Source organism: Cupriavidus sp. 05T42 (genome assembly GCF_056396345.1).
On the sequence record NZ_JBFTLH010000015.1, the window covers coordinates 49,483 to 67,483 of the forward strand.

Annotated in this window: 15 protein-coding genes and 1 pseudogene; 5 read left to right on the forward strand and 11 right to left on the reverse strand. The window is 69.6% G+C overall.

All coding sequences use genetic code 11. The features are described from left to right. Window position 1: 1 nt before the first annotated feature. Window positions 2-547, reverse strand: a complete 546-nt coding sequence (locus AC1EJR_RS19670) for a carboxymuconolactone decarboxylase family protein (protein ID WP_477147433.1) — start codon at window positions 545-547, stop codon at window positions 2-4. Window positions 548-631: 84 nt separating this feature from the next. Between AC1EJR_RS19670 and AC1EJR_RS19675 the strand changes: the two are divergent. After that, window positions 632-1,315 (forward strand): annotated as a pseudogene (locus tag AC1EJR_RS19675) (helix-turn-helix transcriptional regulator); the annotation flags it as partial. Here the strand turns inward: AC1EJR_RS19675 and AC1EJR_RS19680 are convergent. From AC1EJR_RS19680 to AC1EJR_RS19695, 4 genes are all read right to left on the reverse strand, one after another. After that, the gene (locus AC1EJR_RS19680) at window positions 1,309-3,489 is read right to left on the reverse strand and encodes a TonB-dependent receptor (RefSeq protein ID WP_477113487.1); all 2,181 of its coding nucleotides are present in this window, start codon (window positions 3,487-3,489) and stop codon (window positions 1,309-1,311) included. The pseudogene AC1EJR_RS19675 and the gene AC1EJR_RS19680 sit on opposite strands and share 7 nt — an antisense overlap. A 121-nt stretch (window positions 3,490-3,610) precedes the next feature. Continuing rightward, window positions 3,611-3,985: a DUF3325 domain-containing protein gene (locus tag AC1EJR_RS19685; RefSeq protein ID WP_441593236.1), complete on the reverse strand. Its 375-nt coding sequence runs from the start codon at window positions 3,983-3,985 to the stop codon at window positions 3,611-3,613. Next, complete coding sequence (locus AC1EJR_RS19690; protein WP_477147434.1) at window positions 3,982-5,622, reverse strand: PepSY-associated TM helix domain-containing protein; 1,641 nt, start codon at window positions 5,620-5,622, stop codon at window positions 3,982-3,984. Before AC1EJR_RS19690 ends, AC1EJR_RS19685 begins: the two co-directional genes overlap by 4 nt. After that, on the reverse strand, window positions 5,622-5,891 hold the full coding sequence (locus AC1EJR_RS19695) for a DUF3649 domain-containing protein (RefSeq protein ID WP_369823484.1): 270 nt from the start codon (window positions 5,889-5,891) through the stop codon (window positions 5,622-5,624). Before AC1EJR_RS19695 ends, AC1EJR_RS19690 begins: the two co-directional genes overlap by 1 nt. 286 nt (window positions 5,892-6,177) lie before the next feature. On the opposite strand from AC1EJR_RS19695, the gene AC1EJR_RS19700 reads away from it, so the two are divergent. The 4 genes from AC1EJR_RS19700 (at window position 6,178) to AC1EJR_RS19715 (ending at window position 10,677) form a co-directional block, all read left to right on the forward strand. Next, a complete protein-coding gene (locus tag AC1EJR_RS19700) occupies window positions 6,178-7,764 on the forward strand; it encodes a class I adenylate-forming enzyme family protein (RefSeq protein ID WP_441593238.1) in 1,587 nt (528 codons plus the stop codon). Between the two features lie 9 nt (window positions 7,765-7,773). Next, complete coding sequence (locus tag AC1EJR_RS19705) at window positions 7,774-8,604, forward strand: IclR family transcriptional regulator (protein ID WP_092296612.1); 831 nt, start codon at window positions 7,774-7,776, stop codon at window positions 8,602-8,604. Window positions 8,605-8,679: 75 nt separating this feature from the next. Next, complete coding sequence (locus AC1EJR_RS19710; RefSeq protein WP_092296615.1) at window positions 8,680-9,045, forward strand: 5-carboxymethyl-2-hydroxymuconate Delta-isomerase; 366 nt, start codon at window positions 8,680-8,682, stop codon at window positions 9,043-9,045. A gap of 282 nt (window positions 9,046-9,327) precedes the next feature. Next, entirely contained in the window at window positions 9,328-10,677 is a 1,350-nt protein-coding gene (locus AC1EJR_RS19715) for a sigma-54-dependent transcriptional regulator (RefSeq protein WP_092296618.1), read from the forward strand. On the opposite strand, the gene AC1EJR_RS19720 is transcribed toward AC1EJR_RS19715, so the two are convergent. The 6 genes from AC1EJR_RS19720 to AC1EJR_RS19745 are packed head-to-tail and all read right to left on the reverse strand — an operon-like array spanning window position 10,609 to window position 17,780. Further along, window positions 10,609-11,427 (reverse strand): amidohydrolase family protein, encoded by an 819-nt coding sequence (locus AC1EJR_RS19720; protein WP_477110568.1) that lies wholly within the window; start codon window positions 11,425-11,427, stop codon window positions 10,609-10,611. The genes AC1EJR_RS19715 and AC1EJR_RS19720 overlap by 69 nt on opposite strands. Continuing rightward, on the reverse strand, window positions 11,424-12,236 hold the full coding sequence (locus tag AC1EJR_RS19725) for a GIY-YIG nuclease family protein (RefSeq protein WP_177219955.1): 813 nt from the start codon (window positions 12,234-12,236) through the stop codon (window positions 11,424-11,426). Before AC1EJR_RS19725 ends, AC1EJR_RS19720 begins: the two co-directional genes overlap by 4 nt. Next, a complete protein-coding gene (locus AC1EJR_RS19730) occupies window positions 12,229-13,374 on the reverse strand; it encodes an aminotransferase class I/II-fold pyridoxal phosphate-dependent enzyme (protein ID WP_092296621.1) in 1,146 nt (381 codons plus the stop codon). Before AC1EJR_RS19730 ends, AC1EJR_RS19725 begins: the two co-directional genes overlap by 8 nt. A gap of 18 nt (window positions 13,375-13,392) precedes the next feature. Continuing rightward, a complete protein-coding gene (locus AC1EJR_RS19735; RefSeq protein WP_477108383.1) occupies window positions 13,393-15,393 on the reverse strand; it encodes an 8-amino-7-oxononanoate synthase in 2,001 nt (666 codons plus the stop codon). 47 nt (window positions 15,394-15,440) lie between these two features. After that, the gene (locus AC1EJR_RS19740) at window positions 15,441-16,781 is read right to left on the reverse strand and encodes a hypothetical protein (RefSeq protein WP_477147435.1); all 1,341 of its coding nucleotides are present in this window, start codon (window positions 16,779-16,781) and stop codon (window positions 15,441-15,443) included. An 18-nt stretch (window positions 16,782-16,799) separates the two neighbouring features. Then, a complete protein-coding gene (locus AC1EJR_RS19745; RefSeq protein ID WP_092296626.1) occupies window positions 16,800-17,780 on the reverse strand; it encodes a hypothetical protein in 981 nt (326 codons plus the stop codon). Between the last annotated feature and the right edge of the window lie 221 nt (window positions 17,781-18,001).

Genomic DNA, 18,001 nt, shown 5'->3' on the forward strand with positions numbered 1-18,001 from the left:
CTCAACGTGGGTTGAGCTTCACGCCGGGGAAATCCACCGGCACGTTCAGCGCCACGTTGACGTAGTTGGTGAACAGGTTCAAGGCCACGTGGACGACGATTTCCACGATTTCTTCGTCGCCGAAGCCGACTTCGCGCAGTTGGGCCACGTCGGCGTCCGACACCTGGCCCCGGTCGTTCACCAGCTTCAGCGCGAAGGCCAGCGCGGCGGCCGTCCGGGCATCCTCGGCACGCCCAGCCTGGGCGGCAGCCATCTCCTCAGCGGTGGCGCCGGCCTTGCGGCCCAGCGCCGTATGGGCGGCCAGGCAGTATTCGCAGCGGTTACGGTCGGCAACGGCCACGGCGATCTTCTCGCCGAGTTGCGCCGGAATCACACCGCCACCGAGCGCGCCAAACGCGCCCCACATCGATTGCAGCGCGGCCGGCGAATTGGCCACGGCGCGGAACATCTGCGGGGTCGTGCCGAAGGCGGCCTGGATCTGGGCCAGGGCGGCGGCGCTGCCGGCGGGGGCGTTGCTGGCGTTGGGCAGGGAAACACGTGCGGTCATGATGAACTCCTATATATAGAGCGACAGTGAGAGAGGCTCCCGGGGTGCCGGCTGAATCGCCTGGCGTCCGGGGTCACGCATGGCGCGAGCGCCCTGCCCACCCGGCTGGTGATCGAGGAACCGTCGCTGCTGTTCTATCCGCGCTACGCCGTCCACACCTTCCACAATCCGCCGGTGGAGGGTTCCCAGTTCACCTGCGCCACGCTCGATTTCGATGGCGGGGCCATGAATCCGCTGGCACGCGCCCTGCCGCCCCTGATCGTGCTGCCGTTGGCACAGGTAGATGGGCTCGATCCCGCGCTCGCGCTGCTGTTCGCCGAGACGGAGCGCGTGCGCTGTGGCCAGCGCCTGTTGGCCGACCGGCTGTTCGAAGTGGTGCTGATCCAGCTGCTGCGCTGGCTGCTCGACCATCCCGAGCAAGCCGGCATCCAGCCGGGCCTGATCACTGGCCTGTCCGATGCGCGCCTGGCGCGGGCGCTGGTCGCCGTGCACGAGGCACCGGGCGAGGCATGGAGCGTGGAGTCGATGGCGGGTTGCGCCGGGATGTCGCGCAGCGCGTTCGCGGCGACGTTTCGGGAGGTGGTGGGGCAGACGCCAGCMGACTATCTGGCCGACTGGCGCATCAGCCTTGCGCAGGCGCGCCTGCGTGACGGCGTGCCGCTGAAACTGATGGCCGACGAGCTGGGCTACGCCAACCCGTCGGCCTTGTCGCGTGCGTTCCTGGCCAAGGTCGGCCAGTCCCCGCGCGACTGGTTGCGGACTCAGTAGTCCACGGTCATCGACAGCTTGAAGGTACGCGGCTGGCCGATCACGAGGATGCCGCCGCTCGACGACGCCCAGTAGTCCTTGTCCGCGATGTTCTCGACGCCCGCCCGCACCGTATAGCGCAGCTGCGACGCCTTGAACGCGTAGCGCGCCCCGAGATCGAATCGGTTCCACGACGGCAGGCTGATGGTGTTGGTCGTGTTGGCGGACTGGCGGCCGGTCTGGATATAGCGGCCGGACACCGTCGCGCCCGGGAGGAACGGCAGGTCGTACTCGCCGCTCATCGTCAGCGTGTAGATCGGCACGCCCACACCCGGCTTGCCCTCGGTGTTGGCGTTGCCCGTGTTCGACACCTTCGAGTCGATATAGGACACGCCGCCCAGCAGGCGCACGCCGCGCAGCGGCTCGCCGAACACGCTGAACTCCACGCCGCGATTGCGCTGGTCCCGCACGGCGAACACATTGCCCTGCGTGACGCCCGTCGGCTGCTCGATCTGGAAGAACGCCAGCGTGGTGCCGAAGCTGCCCGCGTCGTACTTCGCGCCCACTTCATGCTGCTTCGACTTGGCCGGCGCGAACACCTGCCCGGCGTTGATGGTGTTGGACGGCGCGGTGCCGCCCTGCGCCAGACCCTCGATGTAGTTGTAGTACAGCGAGACGTTCTGGAGCGGCTTGACCACCAGGCCGAACATCGGCGACGTGGCGGACTCGCTGTAGTTCGCCGTCTGCACGCCCGTGGCCGTTGCGTAGCCACGGATGTTCATCACCTGCTGGCGCACGCCGCCGGTCAGCAGCACGCGGTCGTTCAGGAACGACAGCGTGTCCGAGAACGACACCCCGTTGATGTTGACCCGGCCCGTCACGTTCGGATCGGCCATATTGCCGGTGGTCGGGGCGGCCGGGTACGGCACGGTCGGCGCGTTGTAGAGATTGGTTGGGAACGCGGGCGAGGACTGGAACGCGCTGCTCTTCTCCTGCTCCAGGCCGGACCAGCTCAGGTTCACCGTGTGCTTGACCGGGCCGGTTTCGAAGCGGCCACGCACGCCCACTTCACCGGTGTAGGTATCCTGCTTGAACGGAACGGTCAGCCGCGTGGCCGTGCCAAAGCCGTTATTCCCGACGTTCGCGCCGCTGTAGTTGCCGAACTCGTTGCTGTGGTGCGCGCCGAAGGCGGCGTAGGTGGTCCAGTTCCTGGTGACGTCGTACTCGGCGCGGATCGTGCCGTAGGTGTCTTCCAGCTCGGAATACGTCCATGGCTGGGCGAAGTTCGTCGAGGCGGACGGCACCGCCGGCAAAGCCGTACCCGACAGCTGGACCGTGCTGCGGCCCCGGTTGATCCGCTGCTTCTGGTAGCCGAAGTCCGCATTCACGCGGAACGCGTCGCCCTGGTAGTCCAGGCCCAGCGTGAACAGGCGCTGCTGCCGGCTCTCGTTGTCCACCGGGGTATCGCCGCCACGCGCCATGGCGTTGACGCGCACGCCGAATTCCTTGTTCTTGCCGAAACGGCGGCCCACATCCACATGGCCGCCCACCTGCGAGTCGCTCGTATAGTCGATGGTCGCCTGGGTGATGTCCGCCGCCGTGGCGTACTTGGGCACGAGGTTGATCATGCCGCCCGTGCCGGAGCCACTCGGCGACACGCCGTTCAGGAAGGCGCTGGCGCCGCGGAACACTTCCACGCGCTCCAGCCCTTCGATGGCCACCAGCTGGCGCGGGGCGATGCCGAACAGGCCGTTGTACTGGATGTCGTCGGTGGTCAGCGGGAAGCCGCGCACCACGAAGGTATCGGCGAAGTTGCCGAAGCCGTAGGCGGTGCGGATCGCCGGATCATCGGCCAGCACACCGGCAATGCTGCGCGCCTGCTGGTTCTGGATCTGCTGGGACGTGTACGACGTCACGCTGAACGGCACATCCATGAAGTCCTGGTTGCCCAGCACGCCAAGGCGGCCGCCGCGTGCGACCTGCCCGCCGGCATAGGGCGCGGGCAGCTGGTCTGCCGAGGCGTCGGCATGGACGGTGACGGCGGGCAGCGTGGCGCTCTCCGCGCTGGCGGCGGGCTGGGCCGCTTCCTGGGCGAAGGCGATGGTCGGCAGCACGCCGGCAGCGGCCAGCGCGGCCACGAGATGGCGCAGCGGCGTGCGGGATGCACGTCCGGCACGCGGTACGGAATAAGACAAGGTGACACTCCCAAGTAAAACGATTTCATGCCCGTCCGCGCCGCTGATCGCGGCGGGCGGGTTTTTTCCCGTATCCGTCTGGATGGTGGCGTCGCTCTGACGGCGACGCTCGTTTGTGCCGCTACGCCTGCACGATCAGGATCGCGCTCAGCGCAGCCGCCACACCGATGCCGATCGCCCCGCGCGCGATGCGCGGCGTGACCTGCGGTGCATAAGAGAAGGCGCCCACCACTGTCAGGGCGCTGACGGTGAGCAGGCCGGCCCAATAGATCACGCCGAAGGCCCAGCCCTGGGCGGCCACGCACGCCGCCAGGGCCAGTGCCAGCGCGATCCAGCCCTGCCAGCGCAGGCGGCGCACGCGGGCCGGCGGGGGCTCGGCGCCCCGGCCGAAGATGTCGGCGTGATGCCGGTCGATGGTCTGGGCCAGCCAGGTGAAGCCGCCCACGGCGAATCCGATGCCGGCCACGCAGGCCGGCCACATGGCGGGTGCGCTCATGACGCCTCCCCCATGGCACCGGTGCGCGCCGACGCGTCTGCGCCGCGTGCCGCCGGACGAGTCCGCCCGAGCCACCACGCCGCCGCGCCCAGCCCGAGGCCAATCGCCAGCACCGTCAGGTCGAAGCCCGCCAGCACCGCCGGCCCATGCAGCAGCGTCACGCCCAGATGGGCGGTGCCGGTCAGCGCGTTCAGCAGCGGCAGGCCCGCGAACAGCACGGCGCCGATGCCCAGCAGCACGCGCCACATGCCGCGCGTCGGGCGGATCTGGGCGACCAGCGCCGCGATGGCCCAGGCCGCGAAGAACATGCGGATTTCCATGTCGGGCCGCTGCGCGATACCCACCGGCACGAGCCGGTTGGCCCAGAAGTAGCTGGCGAATGCGATCGGCAGGCCGGCAATCACGCCAAGGTTGAGCGCTTCCACCAGCCGCAGCCCAAACGGCGTGCGGCCCGTGGCAGCAATCGTGTGGGCGTGGCTCTTGCGCGTCCTCACGGCCCAGAGCAGCGCGCCGGTCGCCACCATCAGGCAGCCGGCCAGCCCGGAGGCAAAGAAAAGCCCGCGCAGCAGCGGCGGCGCGAAGTGCGCGATGTGCAGCCCCACCATCACGCCACGCGTGGCGCTGGCATTGGCCGGATCGTCGCCGAAGGTTTCCTTGAGCGCGCCGGTGGTGCCGGCGAACAGGACGGTCGGCTGCACCGACGACAGGCTGCGCCCGGCATCGCGCGTCATCGTGACGAGGGCGTTGGCGTCGTTGGGGCGCTCCACCGTGATCCGGGCCGGGGCCACGCCGTCCCACCGGGCGGTCGCCTGCGCCAGCATCGGGCCCACCGGGGCCAGCGGTACCTGCACGCCAGACGCCTGCACGCGCGGGGCGCGGAGGCCCAGCTCGGTGTCGAACCGCTTCGTATCGCCCTTATAGACCGCCTGCACGCCCCACGGCATGTACAGGAACAGCAGCGTCACGAGGCCCGTGTAGGTAATCATCAGGTGAAACGGCAGCGCCAGCACGGCGGTGGCGTTGTGCGCATCGAGCCACKAGCGCTGGCCCTTGCAGGCGCGGAAGGTGAAGAAGTCCGCGAAGATGCGCCGATGGGTGATCACGCCGCTCAGGATKGCCACCAGCATGAACATCGTGCAGAAGCCGATGATCCAGCGCGCCCAGATCGCCGACATGTAGTGGAGATCGAAATGCAGGCGGTAAAGGAACTCGCCGCCGCGCGTCTCGCGGGCGCCGGGCACGGGCGTGCCGGTCACGGCGTCGAGCGTGCGCGTCTCCAGCCGGGCGCGGTTGCCCTTGCCGGCATCCTCGGGGCGCGGCTGGCGCAGCCAGAACACCGAGGTGGTGGGACGGCGGTCGTCGGGGAGATTGATGAACCAGCGCTCGGCATTGGGTGCCTGTTCGCGGAGGAAGGCGATGGCGCCGTCGGCAGCCCGGCGGGTCGCGTCGGCGTCTGTGTCGCCACCCAGCCGCGCGTGCAGTTCGGGCTTCATCCAGAGCGTGATCTCGTCCTTCACATAGCTGGCGGTGCCGCTACAGAAGACGAGGAACAGCACCCAGCACACCAGCAGGCCCGCCCACGTATGCAGCCACGCCATCGACTGGCGCAGCCCCTGACCCTTTCGCAATTCGGCCATTACGCGCTCCGCAGGGCCAGCCAGCCCAGTCCCAGGACCGCGCAGGGCACGGCCAGTCCGATCCACGCGCGCCATGCCGACTCGACGGCGAACACCCAGATCACGGCCAGCGCGTACCAGAGGAACGACAGCAGGGAGGCGGTGACTACCGCTTCGGCGCGCGCCATATCGGTCCAGCGTGCCAGCGCGAGCGAGACGCAGCCCGTGGCGAGTGCTGCGAGCCCGTAGCCGCCCAGGATGCCGGCGATCGCCCGCGACGCGACCGCCACGCGATAACCGGTCGAAATGCCCTGCTTCATGTTGCTGCGAATTCCGTGAAAGCCGCAATGATAAGCGTTCTCATATGCATTGTCTTTCAGACCTCGCATTTCGGCGGGTTATGGCGGGGTAGACATTGAAGACATGTCGCGAAAAGCCCATAGACGGAAATCTCAGTAATTCTGCATTGCAGAACCATCATTCCACGCTGCGGTTGACAGCTTCCGGGGATCGATGGGACGATGCCACGCATCAATACCGGCGACTTCACGCCGGAAGCCTTGCCCGGAGACATGCATGCGCAGTACCGCTTCCCCCGCGGACCGTTCTGGTCACGCGTCCACCCCCGCCCAATCCGACTCCTTCCGCCCCGCCTTCCAGCGCCTGCACCAGACCATGGGCCCGTGGGTGGCCAGCCATCCTGACCGCGTGGCCGTGATGGATGCCCACCGCGCGTTGCGCTATGGCGAACTGGACCTGGCCGTGCGCGAGACCGCCCAGACGCTGACCGCGCTCGGCGTGCGCGGCGGCGACCGCGTGGTGCTGGTGACCGAGAACAGCGTCGGCTGCGCCGTGCTGCTGCTGGCGCTGAGCGCCATCGACGCCTGGTCGGTGCCGGTCAATGCCCGGCTGTCGGCGCGCGAGATTGCCAATATCGTCGAGCACGCCGGCGCGCGCGTGACCTTCTATCTGGACAACGATTTCCCCGAAGCCCGCGAGCACGGGCTGGCGCGCGGCGCGCAGTGGGCCGATGCTGCCGTGTGGCCACACGTCGGCAAGCTGCTTGTCAGCGCCATCGACGAGACGGCCGTGGCGGAGCCGGTAGCCGCCGAGGCCCGCGAGCAGGTGGCCGCGCTGATCTATACGACCGGCACCACGGGCGCCTCGAAGGCGGTGATGCTGACGCACGCCAACCTGATGTTCATCGGCCATTCCAACCGCCTGCAGGCCCGCGTACAGGCCGGCGACCGCGTCTACGGCGTGCTGCCGATCTCGCACGTCTATGGGCTGTCCGTGCTGCTGGTGGGCCCGGTGTCCAACGGCGCCACGGTCTACTACGAGCCGCGTTTCCGCCCGGAGAAGCTGGCGCGCACGCTGGTCGAGGAACAGCTCACCGTGCTGCACGGCGTGCCGGCGATGTACGCCAAGGTGATCGAATGGAGCCGCGCGCAGGGCCAGTCGCTGCGCACGCCTTCGCTGCGCATGGCGCAGTCGGGCGGCGCGCCGCTCACGGCGTCGCTCAAGGCATCGTTCGAAGACGCCTTCGGCATCGTGCTGAACAACGGCTACGGCATGACGGAGACCTCGCCCACCGTGTGCCAGACCCGCGTGGATGCCCCGCGCGCCGACTGCTCGGTCGGCCCGGTGGTGCCGGACGTGGAAATCCGCCTCGGCTCCCCCCTGCCGGACGGCAGCGGTGAGTTGCTGGTGCGCGGCCCCAACGTGATGAAAGGCTACTACCGGCGCCCGGACCTCACGGCGCAGACCATCGATGCCGACGGCTGGCTCCATACGGGCGACCTCGCGCGCATCGATCCGGACGGCGCGGTGTCCATCGTCGGCCGCTCGAAGGAAATCATCATCCACTCGGGCTTCAACGTGTATCCGGAGGAAGTCGAGCAGTCGCTCAATGCGTTCCCCGCCGTGCTGCAATCGGCCGTAGTGGGCCGGGCCACCGAGGGCAACGAGGAAGTGATCGCCTTCGTCGAGGTGCGCGGCGGCATGACGCTGGACGAGCCCGCGCTGCGCACCTTCCTGCGCGACCGCCTGTCGCCCTACAAGATGCCGGCCGAAATCCGCGTGGTGGCGCAGCTACCCGCGGCGCCGTCCGGCAAGATCCTCAAGGCGAAGCTGCGCGAGCAGCTTGCCTCCGGCAACCTTTGAGCCACGCACATGGATAGCCAGGCCGATTCCCTCCCCGACCTCCCGCCCGCCACGCCCAAGGTGGACAACCGCAAGGAAGACCGCCATTTCGTGACCGCGCTGGCGCGCGGGCTCGACGTGCTGGCGTGCTTCCGCGCCTTCGACAGCGAACTCGGCAATGCCGAACTGGCCCAGCGCTGCGGGCTGCCGAAGTCGACCATTTCCCGGCTCACGCACACGCTGACCGAACTCGGCTACCTCCAGGCGCTGACCGAGCCGATGCGCTACCGGCTGGGCAGTTCCGCGCTGGCGCTGGTGCCGTCCGGCCAGCCCGGCGCGGACGTGCTGGCGGTTGCGCGGCCGTACATGCAGGAACTGGCGGATCTCTCGCAGGGCGTGGCCTCGTTGATCGTGCGCGACCGGGGCCGCATGCTGATCTACGAGAACTGCCAGTCGGAGAGCTACCTCACGCTGCGCGTGGCCGTGGGCAGCCGCGTTTCCGGGCTCAATACGGCGGCCGGGCGGGCCTACCTTGTGGCCCTGCCGCCGGCCGAGCAGCGCCAGGCGCTGACCGCCTTCCGCGCCGATGACCGCGTCAGCGCGGCCCATGCCGAGGGCGTGCTCTCCGCCAGCCGCGACGAAGCGCGCCGGCTGGGCTGCACCACCTCGTTCGGCGAATGGCTGCCCGACATCAACTCGATCGCCGTCGCTTTCCGGCCCGGCCAGTCCCTGCCGCCGATGACCCTCAGCTGCAGCGGCCCGAACGCCATCGTGCCGCCGGCGCATCTGCTGGAAAAGGTGCGCCCGCTGCTGCGCGACCACATCCGCCGCATCGAGGCCGCGTTCGGCGTGGCGGCCTGAGCCGGGGGGTTTCCCGGAGGGCGCCGGTTTGCCGTACGATGCTGGCTTTCCCTCCGATCCTTCGACGCTCCCGCCATGCCGCAACTGATCATCGAACTCACCGAAAACACCCGCCTGACCTGCTCGCAGGACGAGCTGCTGGACGAAGCCAACGCCGCGCTGCTGGCCACCGGTCAGTTCCGCGAGCCGGACATCAAGTCCCGCTGCGTGACGCTGACCACCTACCGCCAGGGCACGGAAAACCGTGACCGCGCCTTCGTGCACGCCACCGTCTGGATTCTGGACGGGCGCGAGCAGGCCGTGCGCAAGCAGGTGGCGCAGGCCGTGTGCGATGTCCTCACCGACGCGGTGCGCCCCGGCGCCGGCCAGAGCGTGCAGGTCAGCGTGAACGTGCAGGAGATGGAGCGCGCCGTGTTCACCAAGCAGATCATCGGCGAGTAAGCCAGCGCGGCGGCGTCTGCACTGTCAGCCATATGCATCGCAATATCTGACGCCGCCGCGTTCGCCCCCGGCCGCCATCCGGCGGCAAGACTCGTTTCACCCGCGATACACCCCCGTTGTGCCTTTAACATCCGGCAACCCTGTGCTGAGCATTTTTGACATGGGGCGGCCGTGACCGTCGCCTAGTATGTTCTGGGATGCCTGCCGGCCTGCCCCCCGGACCCGGCGCCCACCCTCCCCGTTTTTGATCTCCCATCGTCTTCGCTCCCCTGCGAGGTGTCTATGCGTGTCGTGCTCTATCAGGAAGAGGCGCTGCGGCTCCGTCAACGCCTGTGCGAGCACGGCCTTCCCGAGGAAATCGACCTGTCCGGCGCGGGCGACGGCATGCTGGTGGTCGTCGTCCTGGCCCGGGACACACGCGTGGCCGCCGCCGCCGAGCACTGGCTGCGCAGCGTGCCCCGCCCGGACGCCTTCATCGCCGCCTGCACCGCCGCCACGCGCGCGCAATGCCGGCAGGAGCCATGGTGGCCCGGCGGCATCTGCGACGTGGTAGCGGCTGACGACGAGCCGGGCATGCTGACCGAACTGGCGCTCCGCCTGAAGCGCCTGCACGAGCTGGAATCGATCCTCACCTCCGACTGGCTGCGCAAGCGCGCGGTGGGCCACTCGGCGCCCTGGCGTGAAACGCTGCGCGCAGTGGCGCAGGTCGGCCGCTTCGGCAGCGGCGCCTGCCTGCTGACCGGCGACAGTGGCTGCGGCAAGGAGCTGCTGGCGCGGCTGATCCATGATCTCGATCCGGTGCGGCGCAGCGGCCCCTTCATCGTGGTGGACTGCACCACGCTGAGCCCCGAGCTATCCGGCAGCGAGCTGTTCGGCCATGCGCGCGGCGCCTTCACCCACGCCGTGGCCGCGCGTGACGGCGCCGTGGCGCTGGCCGATGGCGGCACACTGTTCCTCGACGAAATCGGCGAACTGGACCTGCTGCTGCAAGCCCGCCTGCTGCGCGTGGTGCAGGAGCGCGCCTACAAGCGCGTGGGCGACGACAACTGGCGGCGCTCGGACTTCCGGCTGACCTGCGCGACCAACCGCAGCCTCGACGCGGAGGTGACAGCAGGCCGCTTCCGCAGCGACCTGTACTTCCGCATCACCCAATGGACCATCCACGCCCCGCCGCTGGCGGCGCGGCGCGACGACATCCCGCTGCTGGTCGAACACTTCCTGGCCGAGCACGCCGGCACGCCGCCGCGCGTGATGCCCGAGGTCATGCAGCAGCTGATGGCACGCGACTATCCCGGCAATGTGCGCGAACTGCGCCACGTGGTGCTGCGCATGGCGGACCGCCAGCAAGGCTTCCACGTGCTCAGCACGGGCTGCCTGGACCTGCCGCTGGCCGATGTGATGGCCGCCACCGGCCTGATGGACGGCTGGGAGGGCGTGCTGGCCCGCGCCGTCGAGGGGGCGCTCGATGCCGGGCTGGGGCTGAAGAACATCGGCCAGATCGCGGAAGCCATCGCCGTGAAGGTGGCGGAACGGCGCGCCGGGTCCACCAGCCGCGCCGCCGAGCTATTGCGCGTCACGCCGCGTGCGCTGCAATTGCGCCGGCAGGGGCGGCCCACGGAGGGCTGCCCGTGAGGTCGGCCCTGACGTTGCCACGGGGGCGCCGCCAATCAGCCGCAGCGCGTTGCCGCCGGCCATGCGCGCGAAGGCTTCCGGCGATGGGCGCAGCGCGCGGATCTTGGCCAGCTCCAGCCCCGGATGCAGCCACGGGCCGTCCGAGCCGAACAGCAGCTTGTCCGGGCCGGCGCGGGCGAAGGCTTCCTCGAGCAGGTCGAAGCGGCGCACGCCGGCCGTATCTGCAAACAGGTTCGGATGCCGCACGATCAGGTCGATGACCTGCCGCTGGGCGGCCCAGTCGTCCGCGAAGCTGCCGAGGTGGGCGAACACGAACGCCACGTCAGGATGGGTCTGCGCCAGCAGCGAGAGCGCGCCGGTGTCGCCGCCGGCGTCGTACAGCACCGGCAGCCGCCAGCGGCGCGCAGCGTCGCAGACCTGCCGGTGAATCCGCGCATCGTGACGATGTACCTTGATGCCGCGCAGCCCCAGCCGCAGCACGGCTTCCTCGATCATCGCGTGCAGCCGGTCGCGGTCGCGCTCGGCGTGGACCATGGCGAAGCCGATCCAGCGGCGCGGGTCGGACCGCACCAGCGCAGCGACGTCACGGTTGCCTTGCGCGTAGTCCGACTGGAACACGGGGAGCAGCACCGAACGCACGATGCCGGCCTCGCTGGCGCGGCGCGCGTAGGCGGCCAGCGGCGCGGTGGTGTCCCACGGGCCGGTCATGCCGTCGCCCTGGCCGGCGTGGACGTGGAAGTCGACGATCATGGCAGCCGCCATTCGAGTTCGAGCTTCTCGCCGGACTTCATCGCCAGCGTGCGCTTGTCGTCGCCCGTGCGGAAGGCGTTGATGTGGGTCGCCCGTCGCAGCAGGCTCGGCGGCAGGATGTTCACAATCGTGATGCCGGAAGGCCCTGCGAGCAGAACATCGCCGACCAGCGCGCTGTTGTGAATGCTGCCACGCAAGGCGCGGATGACGGCGTGCTCGACGGCAGACAGGTCCTTCTCCTTCCTGACGCTGGCTACCCAGACGCCGAGCCCGCGCAGCGCGCCGTGCACACCCGCGCACCACCGGTGCTGCTTCATGCGGCTACCCAACGTCTTCGACAGGCCGACATAGATCGGCGTCGTGCCACGGACGAGGATGTAGACGCCCGGCCCCGATACGGTCCGGTCATCAACCGCCAGCTTGAGCGATTCGAACCTCCGCCACGCCAGCGTCACGTTGACCTCTCGCGTGACTTCCTCCTCCAGCTCCGGCGCAAAGCCCTCGTACAGGTGCCCGCCCGGCCGCGGCGCCGCCAGCTGCAACCCCACCAGTTCCATCCCCCCGCGCGGCTGCTGCCGCGCCAGCAGGCAGGCCCGGCAGCACGCGTCGGTGCTCTCGAAGCGGGCAGTGCCCAGCCGTGGCTGGGTACTCACGCGCCGCGCGCGGGCGATGATCAGCCGCAGGTCGTTGACCAGCGCCTGCGGGGGCGTGCCGGGCGGATAGCGGCGCATGGCCGCCACCAGCCCCATCAGCCGGCGCATGCGCCATGGCGCAAGCTCCAGCGTGTCTCCATCAGCGGTCTTAAACATGCTGGGGTTCCTCCATTGGGGTCGAAGACGGCCACGGCGCCTGGCGCGCGGCATCGGGCAAGTGCGGCGCGAGCCGCGTCATGGCGGCCAGCAAGGCGTCGATATCCGCGCGGCGATGATTGGCCCGGACGATCAGCGCCAGCGCGTGGCGCCCCTCGGGCTGGCGCAGCAGCGCGGTACGGAAGCCGGCGGCGCGCAGGCCGGTGTGCAGCGCCACGGTGCGTTCCGTACTGGCGAGCCGCACGTGTTGCATCGGATGGTCGCGCGGCGGCGCGTGCAGGTCCGGCAGGCAGCCCCGCGCCAGCGCGCGCAGGCCGGCCTGCAGGCGGCGCAGGCGCTGCCAGAGCCGCGCGCGCAGGACATCGCCCGCCATGCGGTTGATTTCCAGCGCACGGAGCCCGGCGCGCAGCGCGACCTCGCTGGCGGCGCTGCTGTGGGTCTGGGTGGGGCCGTCCCGGGCAATCGCCTGGACCAGCGCGGCAGGCCCGCACAGCGTGGCCAGCGGCGCGCCGAAGGCCTTGGCCCATGACGCCACCAGCAGCACCGGCTGCGCCGGATCGCACCCTGCGTGGCGCAGCGCGCCGCCGCCGCCGCTGCCCCACGGCTGGCGCGGCGACGCGGCGGCGCCCATCAGGCCAAGCATCTGGCTGTGATCGATCACGATCAATCCTCCATGCCGGCGTACCAGCGTCAGATAGCGCGCCAGCGGCAACGGCAGGCCGGCCAGCCGGGTGGCGTCCGCAATCACTGCCGGCGGCCTGCCCCGCCGGCGCAGGCGGTGATCGCGAATCCGCCGCGCCAGATCGGCCAGATCGCCGTGCCGGAACCACGCCACCGGCGCGCCCAGGCCGCGTACGCGCTCCAGGCCCCAGCGCATCACCGGATACAGCGCCTCGTCGGCAATCAGCGCGTGCGTGCGGCCCAGTTGCTCGAACACGTCGATGGCCAGATGCAGCGTGGATGGCGCCACCATGCCGGCCTCGCAGCCCTGCAGCGCCGCCGCGTCCGCCGCCAGCCGCCGCGCCAGTGGCGCAGCGGCCAGCGAGGCCGGGTAGCCAGTGGTCAGCGCGGCGTAGTCGCCCAACTGGTCCGCCGGGTGCCGCAGGCCCAGGTACAAGGCCGAGGCGAAGTCGATCATGGCGCCGCTCCGTCCGCGCTAGGCGATGCGCAGCCCGCCCTTGTGCTCGTGCAGCCTGCGCAGCAGGTGCATGCCGGGCACCTGCACGTCCACCGGCTCCACGCCCACATCCACGCCGGTCACTGCCCGGTAGGAGTGGATATAGGTCTGGATCTCCGGCCGGAAGAAGGCGGCCCAGTTCGCGGCATTGACCGGGTCGCTGACCGAGTTCCAGTCGCTCCATCGGATCGACGAGACGATCTGCTCGCCCGTGGTGGCCAACTGCCAGAACTGGTAGGTGTTGGTATCGCCCCAGCCCTGCAGCTTGCGCATGCTCTCCACCGAGTGCATCCACGGCTCCGGATACGCCACCATCGCGCGCCGGGGCAGGAACTCGCGGAACTCGGGGCGCGCCAGCATCCACTGCTGCATCATCATCTCCACGCGGGAGGTGGTKGGCAGGTCGCGGAACTGGTTGTGGGCCCCTTCGGACAGGATCAGGTGGACCTCGCGCAGCGCGTTCAGCAGCGGGAAGCCGTCCGGCACCACCGTGGTGTCGTCGGCCTGGCGGAAGAACGGCACGCACAGGTTGAGCAGCGTGTGGAACGCGCCCAGGAACTTGCTGCGCGTGTCGGCCGGCTGCACCTGCGGCACGGCCCGGCCGATGAGCTGGAAACCGTACTCGTGCTGGTACTCCGCCGCGCGCCGTTCGATCGGCAGGCGGTGCTGCTCGTCCTGCACCCAGCCCCAGATGATGTTGTTGAGCGGGCGCAGGGAATCGAGTTCGAACTGGGCCAGCGGGTCGCGTGGGCCGGCGGAGACGTTCTGGAAGCGCCGGGAGATCGCGTTCATGGTCTGCACCAGCTGGAGTTCCTCCATCCAGTAGCTCCAGATCAGCTCGATCAGCGGCGGATAGGTCAGCTTGGCCGAGATGTCCTGGTTCCAGTGGTCGAGCCACAGGCAGCCTTCGCCGCACTGGTCGAGGTGGCGCTGGGGCGTCGGCGTGACGCCTTCTCCTGGTAGCGCGGCGCGCTCTTCCGGCACGGTCCGGTCCGTCAGCGCCCGGTTGATCCGTTCCGCCGCGTCCGTGCCCTGCAGGGCGGAGGCAATCCGCTGCAGGTACGGGAGCGTGGGCGAGGCCCCGCCGCCGAAATACTTGTTCGCCAGCACGTCCGGCTTGGTGATCTTCAGGCCGAGGCGGTCGTTGGCCAGGGCGATGGCGGTCGGGTCATAGGCCAGCAGCCGGGCGATGTCGTTGGCCGTCGGCCCGCTGGGCACCACGGCCCCCCAGGTGACTACGAAGGCTTCCGTCGCCACCTTGAGGGCCCGGTAGGCGTCGGTGTCCGTGAAGGGCAGGAAACGGCGCCGGCTGAGCCGGGCCGCGCCGCCATAGAGGAACGGCTCGCCATCCTTGCCCAGCGGCGTGTTCGCGTCCGGGAAGAACAGCGAATCGATCTGCTTGACGTAGTTGTCCCAGCCGAGCATGTCGGCATTCATCTTGATCAGCAGCCACAGGGCCACGTCGCCGGTGAGCGCGCGCGGGGTCCGCTGCAGGCGCACCGTGGTCGGGCTGACGTACTGCTCGGTGTCGAGCGGCCCGGAGCGGTCCGCGATCGGGTCGTCCAGCGGGTGGAAACTGGGCTCGCTCGGCACCACTTCCCTCGGCGGGATCTCGACGTCGCGGCTGAGTTCCACGCCATGCCCCTGGGACAGGTACACGCCAATATCGGCCGACTCCTGGGCGCTGATGGCCTTGGGGTCGACCAGCTGCTCGATCAGTCCATTGATGATCTCGATCTTGGCCGGGAGGTCCACGCCGCTCTTCATCCTGAGCGTGATGCGCGCCGTCAGCGTCTGGGGGCTGCCGGTGTCAGCGACCTTCCGGGTGTCCGTGGGCTGGTCGCCGATGTGGCATTGCGCCTGCAGGCTGTTGCTGAGCCCGTAGACGGGTATCGTGACATCGTAGTCACCGTCCATCCCCTTGGTCGTCTTCACGATCAAGACGTCTTTGTAGGGGTGGATATCGTCCGAATTGACCATCACATTTCTCCCTCAGCAATTTCACGCCATCACGGAAATCACGAAAATCATGCATAAGCCGGAACCGGGGTCCGGACCGGGCGGCGCTGGTTCAACACCACACTCAGCTGCCTGCTGCCCGCCGACCAGGGCAGGTAGCCGGCCAGCGCCCAGCGCTGCAGCAGCGCCGAGATGATCTGCAGCTCGTCATTGGCCGGCAGCAGGCCGCTGTAGCGCGCCTGGCCGAGCACCGCGAAGGCCAGCGTCGGCGTGTCCGCCAAGCCCTCCTGCGGGCGCTGCYTGACCCGCTCCCAGGCGGCCAGCAGCCGCTTGGGGTGACGGTCTGGCAGGCGCAGCGCCTCCGCCAGCGAGCGGCCGTCCAGCGCCGGGGGCCGCAGCGACAGCAAGGTCGCTACGAACCACGGCACGGCGCGGTCCAGCTGATCGAAGGCTTCGCGCTGGGCCGCGCTCATCTGCCAGCGCGGATAGAGCTGCTCCCAGACCTGCTCCAGCGCGTCCCACTGCGGATGCGGATAGAGCGCGCGGCCCATGGCCAGGGACAGCTTCACGCGGATCCACGGTGCCGGATGCGGATCGTCGAGGTTGATGCGCAGCACGAACGCCTTTGGCAGGCTCACCACGCTCATCAGCCCGCACGTGGCAGCGATGCCCACGCGCGACACCGCCCAGAGATCCGCCACGATCTCGCTGATCCAGCGATCCCACGCCTGCCAGATCCGCTGCGCCGGGGTGCGCCCCTGCCCCACGCGGCTGGCGGACGCCCGCCGGTAGGCGTTGACGAGGTCCAGCAGCGCCGCCGCCTGGTGCCCCACTTCATGGAACAGGGACGCCGCAATGCCCGTGCCCACCATCCGCTCGCGCGGCATGCGGATCACCGCCACCGGATTGGCGCCGCCGCCCGGCAGCCGGGTGCGGGCGCGGCGGATGGCACCGCCATGGCCGCGCTCGACGTAGCAGATGACGGGCGGCGCCTCGATCGACGAGCCGGGCTGCTTGAGGCCATCCTGCGCGGCCACGTCGAGGCCCGAGAGCCAGATGCCGGTGCCGTGCTGGCTGCGCTGCGTCAGCACTTCCGCGAAGATCTCGAAGTGCGTGAGCGCCGCATGGAAGTACAGCTTGAGCAGGGCATAGCGCTGCTGGGCCCGCGCCACGTCGCGCGGCGTGGGCTGCAGGCCGCGCAGCAGGCGCAGGAAGCCCGTGATGCGCACGCGCAGCTGCTTGCGCTCCGCCTGCATATGGCGCTCGATGGCGCCCATCGCCTCATCGCTGACATTGGCGGCGGGCACCATCGGCATCTGCAACGCATAGGGCAGCTGCGCGTCCAGGCGTGCGCGGATGCCCAGCGCTTCCTGTTCCAGCAGACGCAGCGCGTGGAGGCTCGGGTTCATCGCGGTGTCCCGTGGCGCTCAGTACGCCGGCCGCTGCTGCGGACCGAGGTAGAGGATGATGGCGCGCCCGTTGCGCGAACGCCGCCAGACCCCGCCGTGTGGGAAGTGGCCCGTGTGCGGGGCCTGGACCTGCGTACCGCACGAGGGACATCCGACCGTCGCCACGGCCCCGCCCGGATGGGACTGGCCCATCGGCACCGGCAAGTGGGACCCGCCCGACGCCGGGCCGAAGATCGACGTGCCCGGGTGCTGCATGCCCATCCCGCTGCCGTTCCCGCCACCATTTCCGCCATGCGGCGGAGCAGCCCCGCCATTGCGCGAGAGTTGCTTCATCGCCGGCAGCAGCCCCGGCGCCACCTGCTTTGCCGCGCGCAGGAAGGCCACGTGCGCCGCCCGGGCTGGCGGCACCTGCGGGGGGATGGGGGTCGTCGCCAGGTGATTGGCGGCATGGCGGCCGATGCGCACGACGCGGCGCGCCACCTCGAACTCGCGGTCCTCGTTGCTGAGGCCCTCCAGTTCCAGCCCCAGCGCGTTGCCGGCCATGCTGGCCAGCTTGCCGCCGATGGCCCCGCCGGCGCCCGGCACCACGAGATTGCCCAGCGCGCTGCCGACAATCGGCAAGGCCGACTTCGCCGCCGAGCGCAGGATGCCCCCGAGCGCCTTGCCCGCCGACGACTTGGCGAAACCCGTGGCCGCGCGGCCCACCGACTTGATCAGCCCGCCGAGGAACTGCTCCATCTCCTGCTCGTTGTTGACGGCGAGCAGTTCGGCGGCCAGCTCCATCTCCTGCATCTCGCCGGAGATCTCGTTCTCGAACTCATTCTCGAATTCGTTGCCGAAGGACGCCTCGCCCTGCTCGAACTCGTTCCCGAACTCGTTGGCAAACTCGTTCTCCAGCTCCTGGCCGAATTCGCCGGCCATTTCGGAGGAGAACCCTTGTTCAAACTCGTTGTAGCCGGCACCCCAGCCACCGGGCCTGGAACTTCCGATATCGTGCATTTGCGACTCCTTTCCGCTCAGGGTTGGCGAGATAGGACGTCTCGCTCGTCAAACCCTATTGCAGCAGGCGTGCCAGGCGGGTGTGCGTCGGCAAGTCGTTGATATTGCAGGGGATTGCCTCACGCGGGCGCGTGGGCAGTGCGAAGGCGGATTCGTGATCCGGGGGATGGGGATGGGGGTGCGGCGAAGCGGGCTTCGCCCCGGGCGCAGCGCATCGGCAA

Excerpts from the sequence above, each read along its gene's own strand:
- AC1EJR_RS19670 (WP_477147433.1), bottom strand. The coding sequence starts at position 547 with ATGACCGCACGTGTTTCCCTGCCCAACGCCAGCAACGCCCCCGCCGGC.
- AC1EJR_RS19685 (WP_441593236.1), bottom strand. The coding sequence starts at position 3,985 with ATGAGCGCACCCGCCATGTGGCCGGCCTGCGTGGCCGGCATCGGATTC.
- AC1EJR_RS19700 (WP_441593238.1), top strand. The coding sequence starts at position 6,178 with ATGCGCAGTACCGCTTCCCCCGCGGACCGTTCTGGTCACGCGTCCACC.
- AC1EJR_RS19705 (WP_092296612.1), top strand. The coding sequence starts at position 7,774 with ATGGATAGCCAGGCCGATTCCCTCCCCGACCTCCCGCCCGCCACGCCC.
- AC1EJR_RS19710 (WP_092296615.1), top strand. The coding sequence starts at position 8,680 with ATGCCGCAACTGATCATCGAACTCACCGAAAACACCCGCCTGACCTGC.
- AC1EJR_RS19715 (WP_092296618.1), top strand. The coding sequence starts at position 9,328 with ATGCGTGTCGTGCTCTATCAGGAAGAGGCGCTGCGGCTCCGTCAACGC.
- AC1EJR_RS19720 (WP_477110568.1), bottom strand. The coding sequence starts at position 11,427 with ATGATCGTCGACTTCCACGTCCACGCCGGCCAGGGCGACGGCATGACC.
- AC1EJR_RS19725 (WP_177219955.1), bottom strand. The coding sequence starts at position 12,236 with ATGTTTAAGACCGCTGATGGAGACACGCTGGAGCTTGCGCCATGGCGC.
- AC1EJR_RS19730 (WP_092296621.1), bottom strand. The coding sequence starts at position 13,374 with ATGATCGACTTCGCCTCGGCCTTGTACCTGGGCCTGCGGCACCCGGCG.
- AC1EJR_RS19745 (WP_092296626.1), bottom strand. The coding sequence starts at position 17,780 with ATGCACGATATCGGAAGTTCCAGGCCCGGTGGCTGGGGTGCCGGCTAC.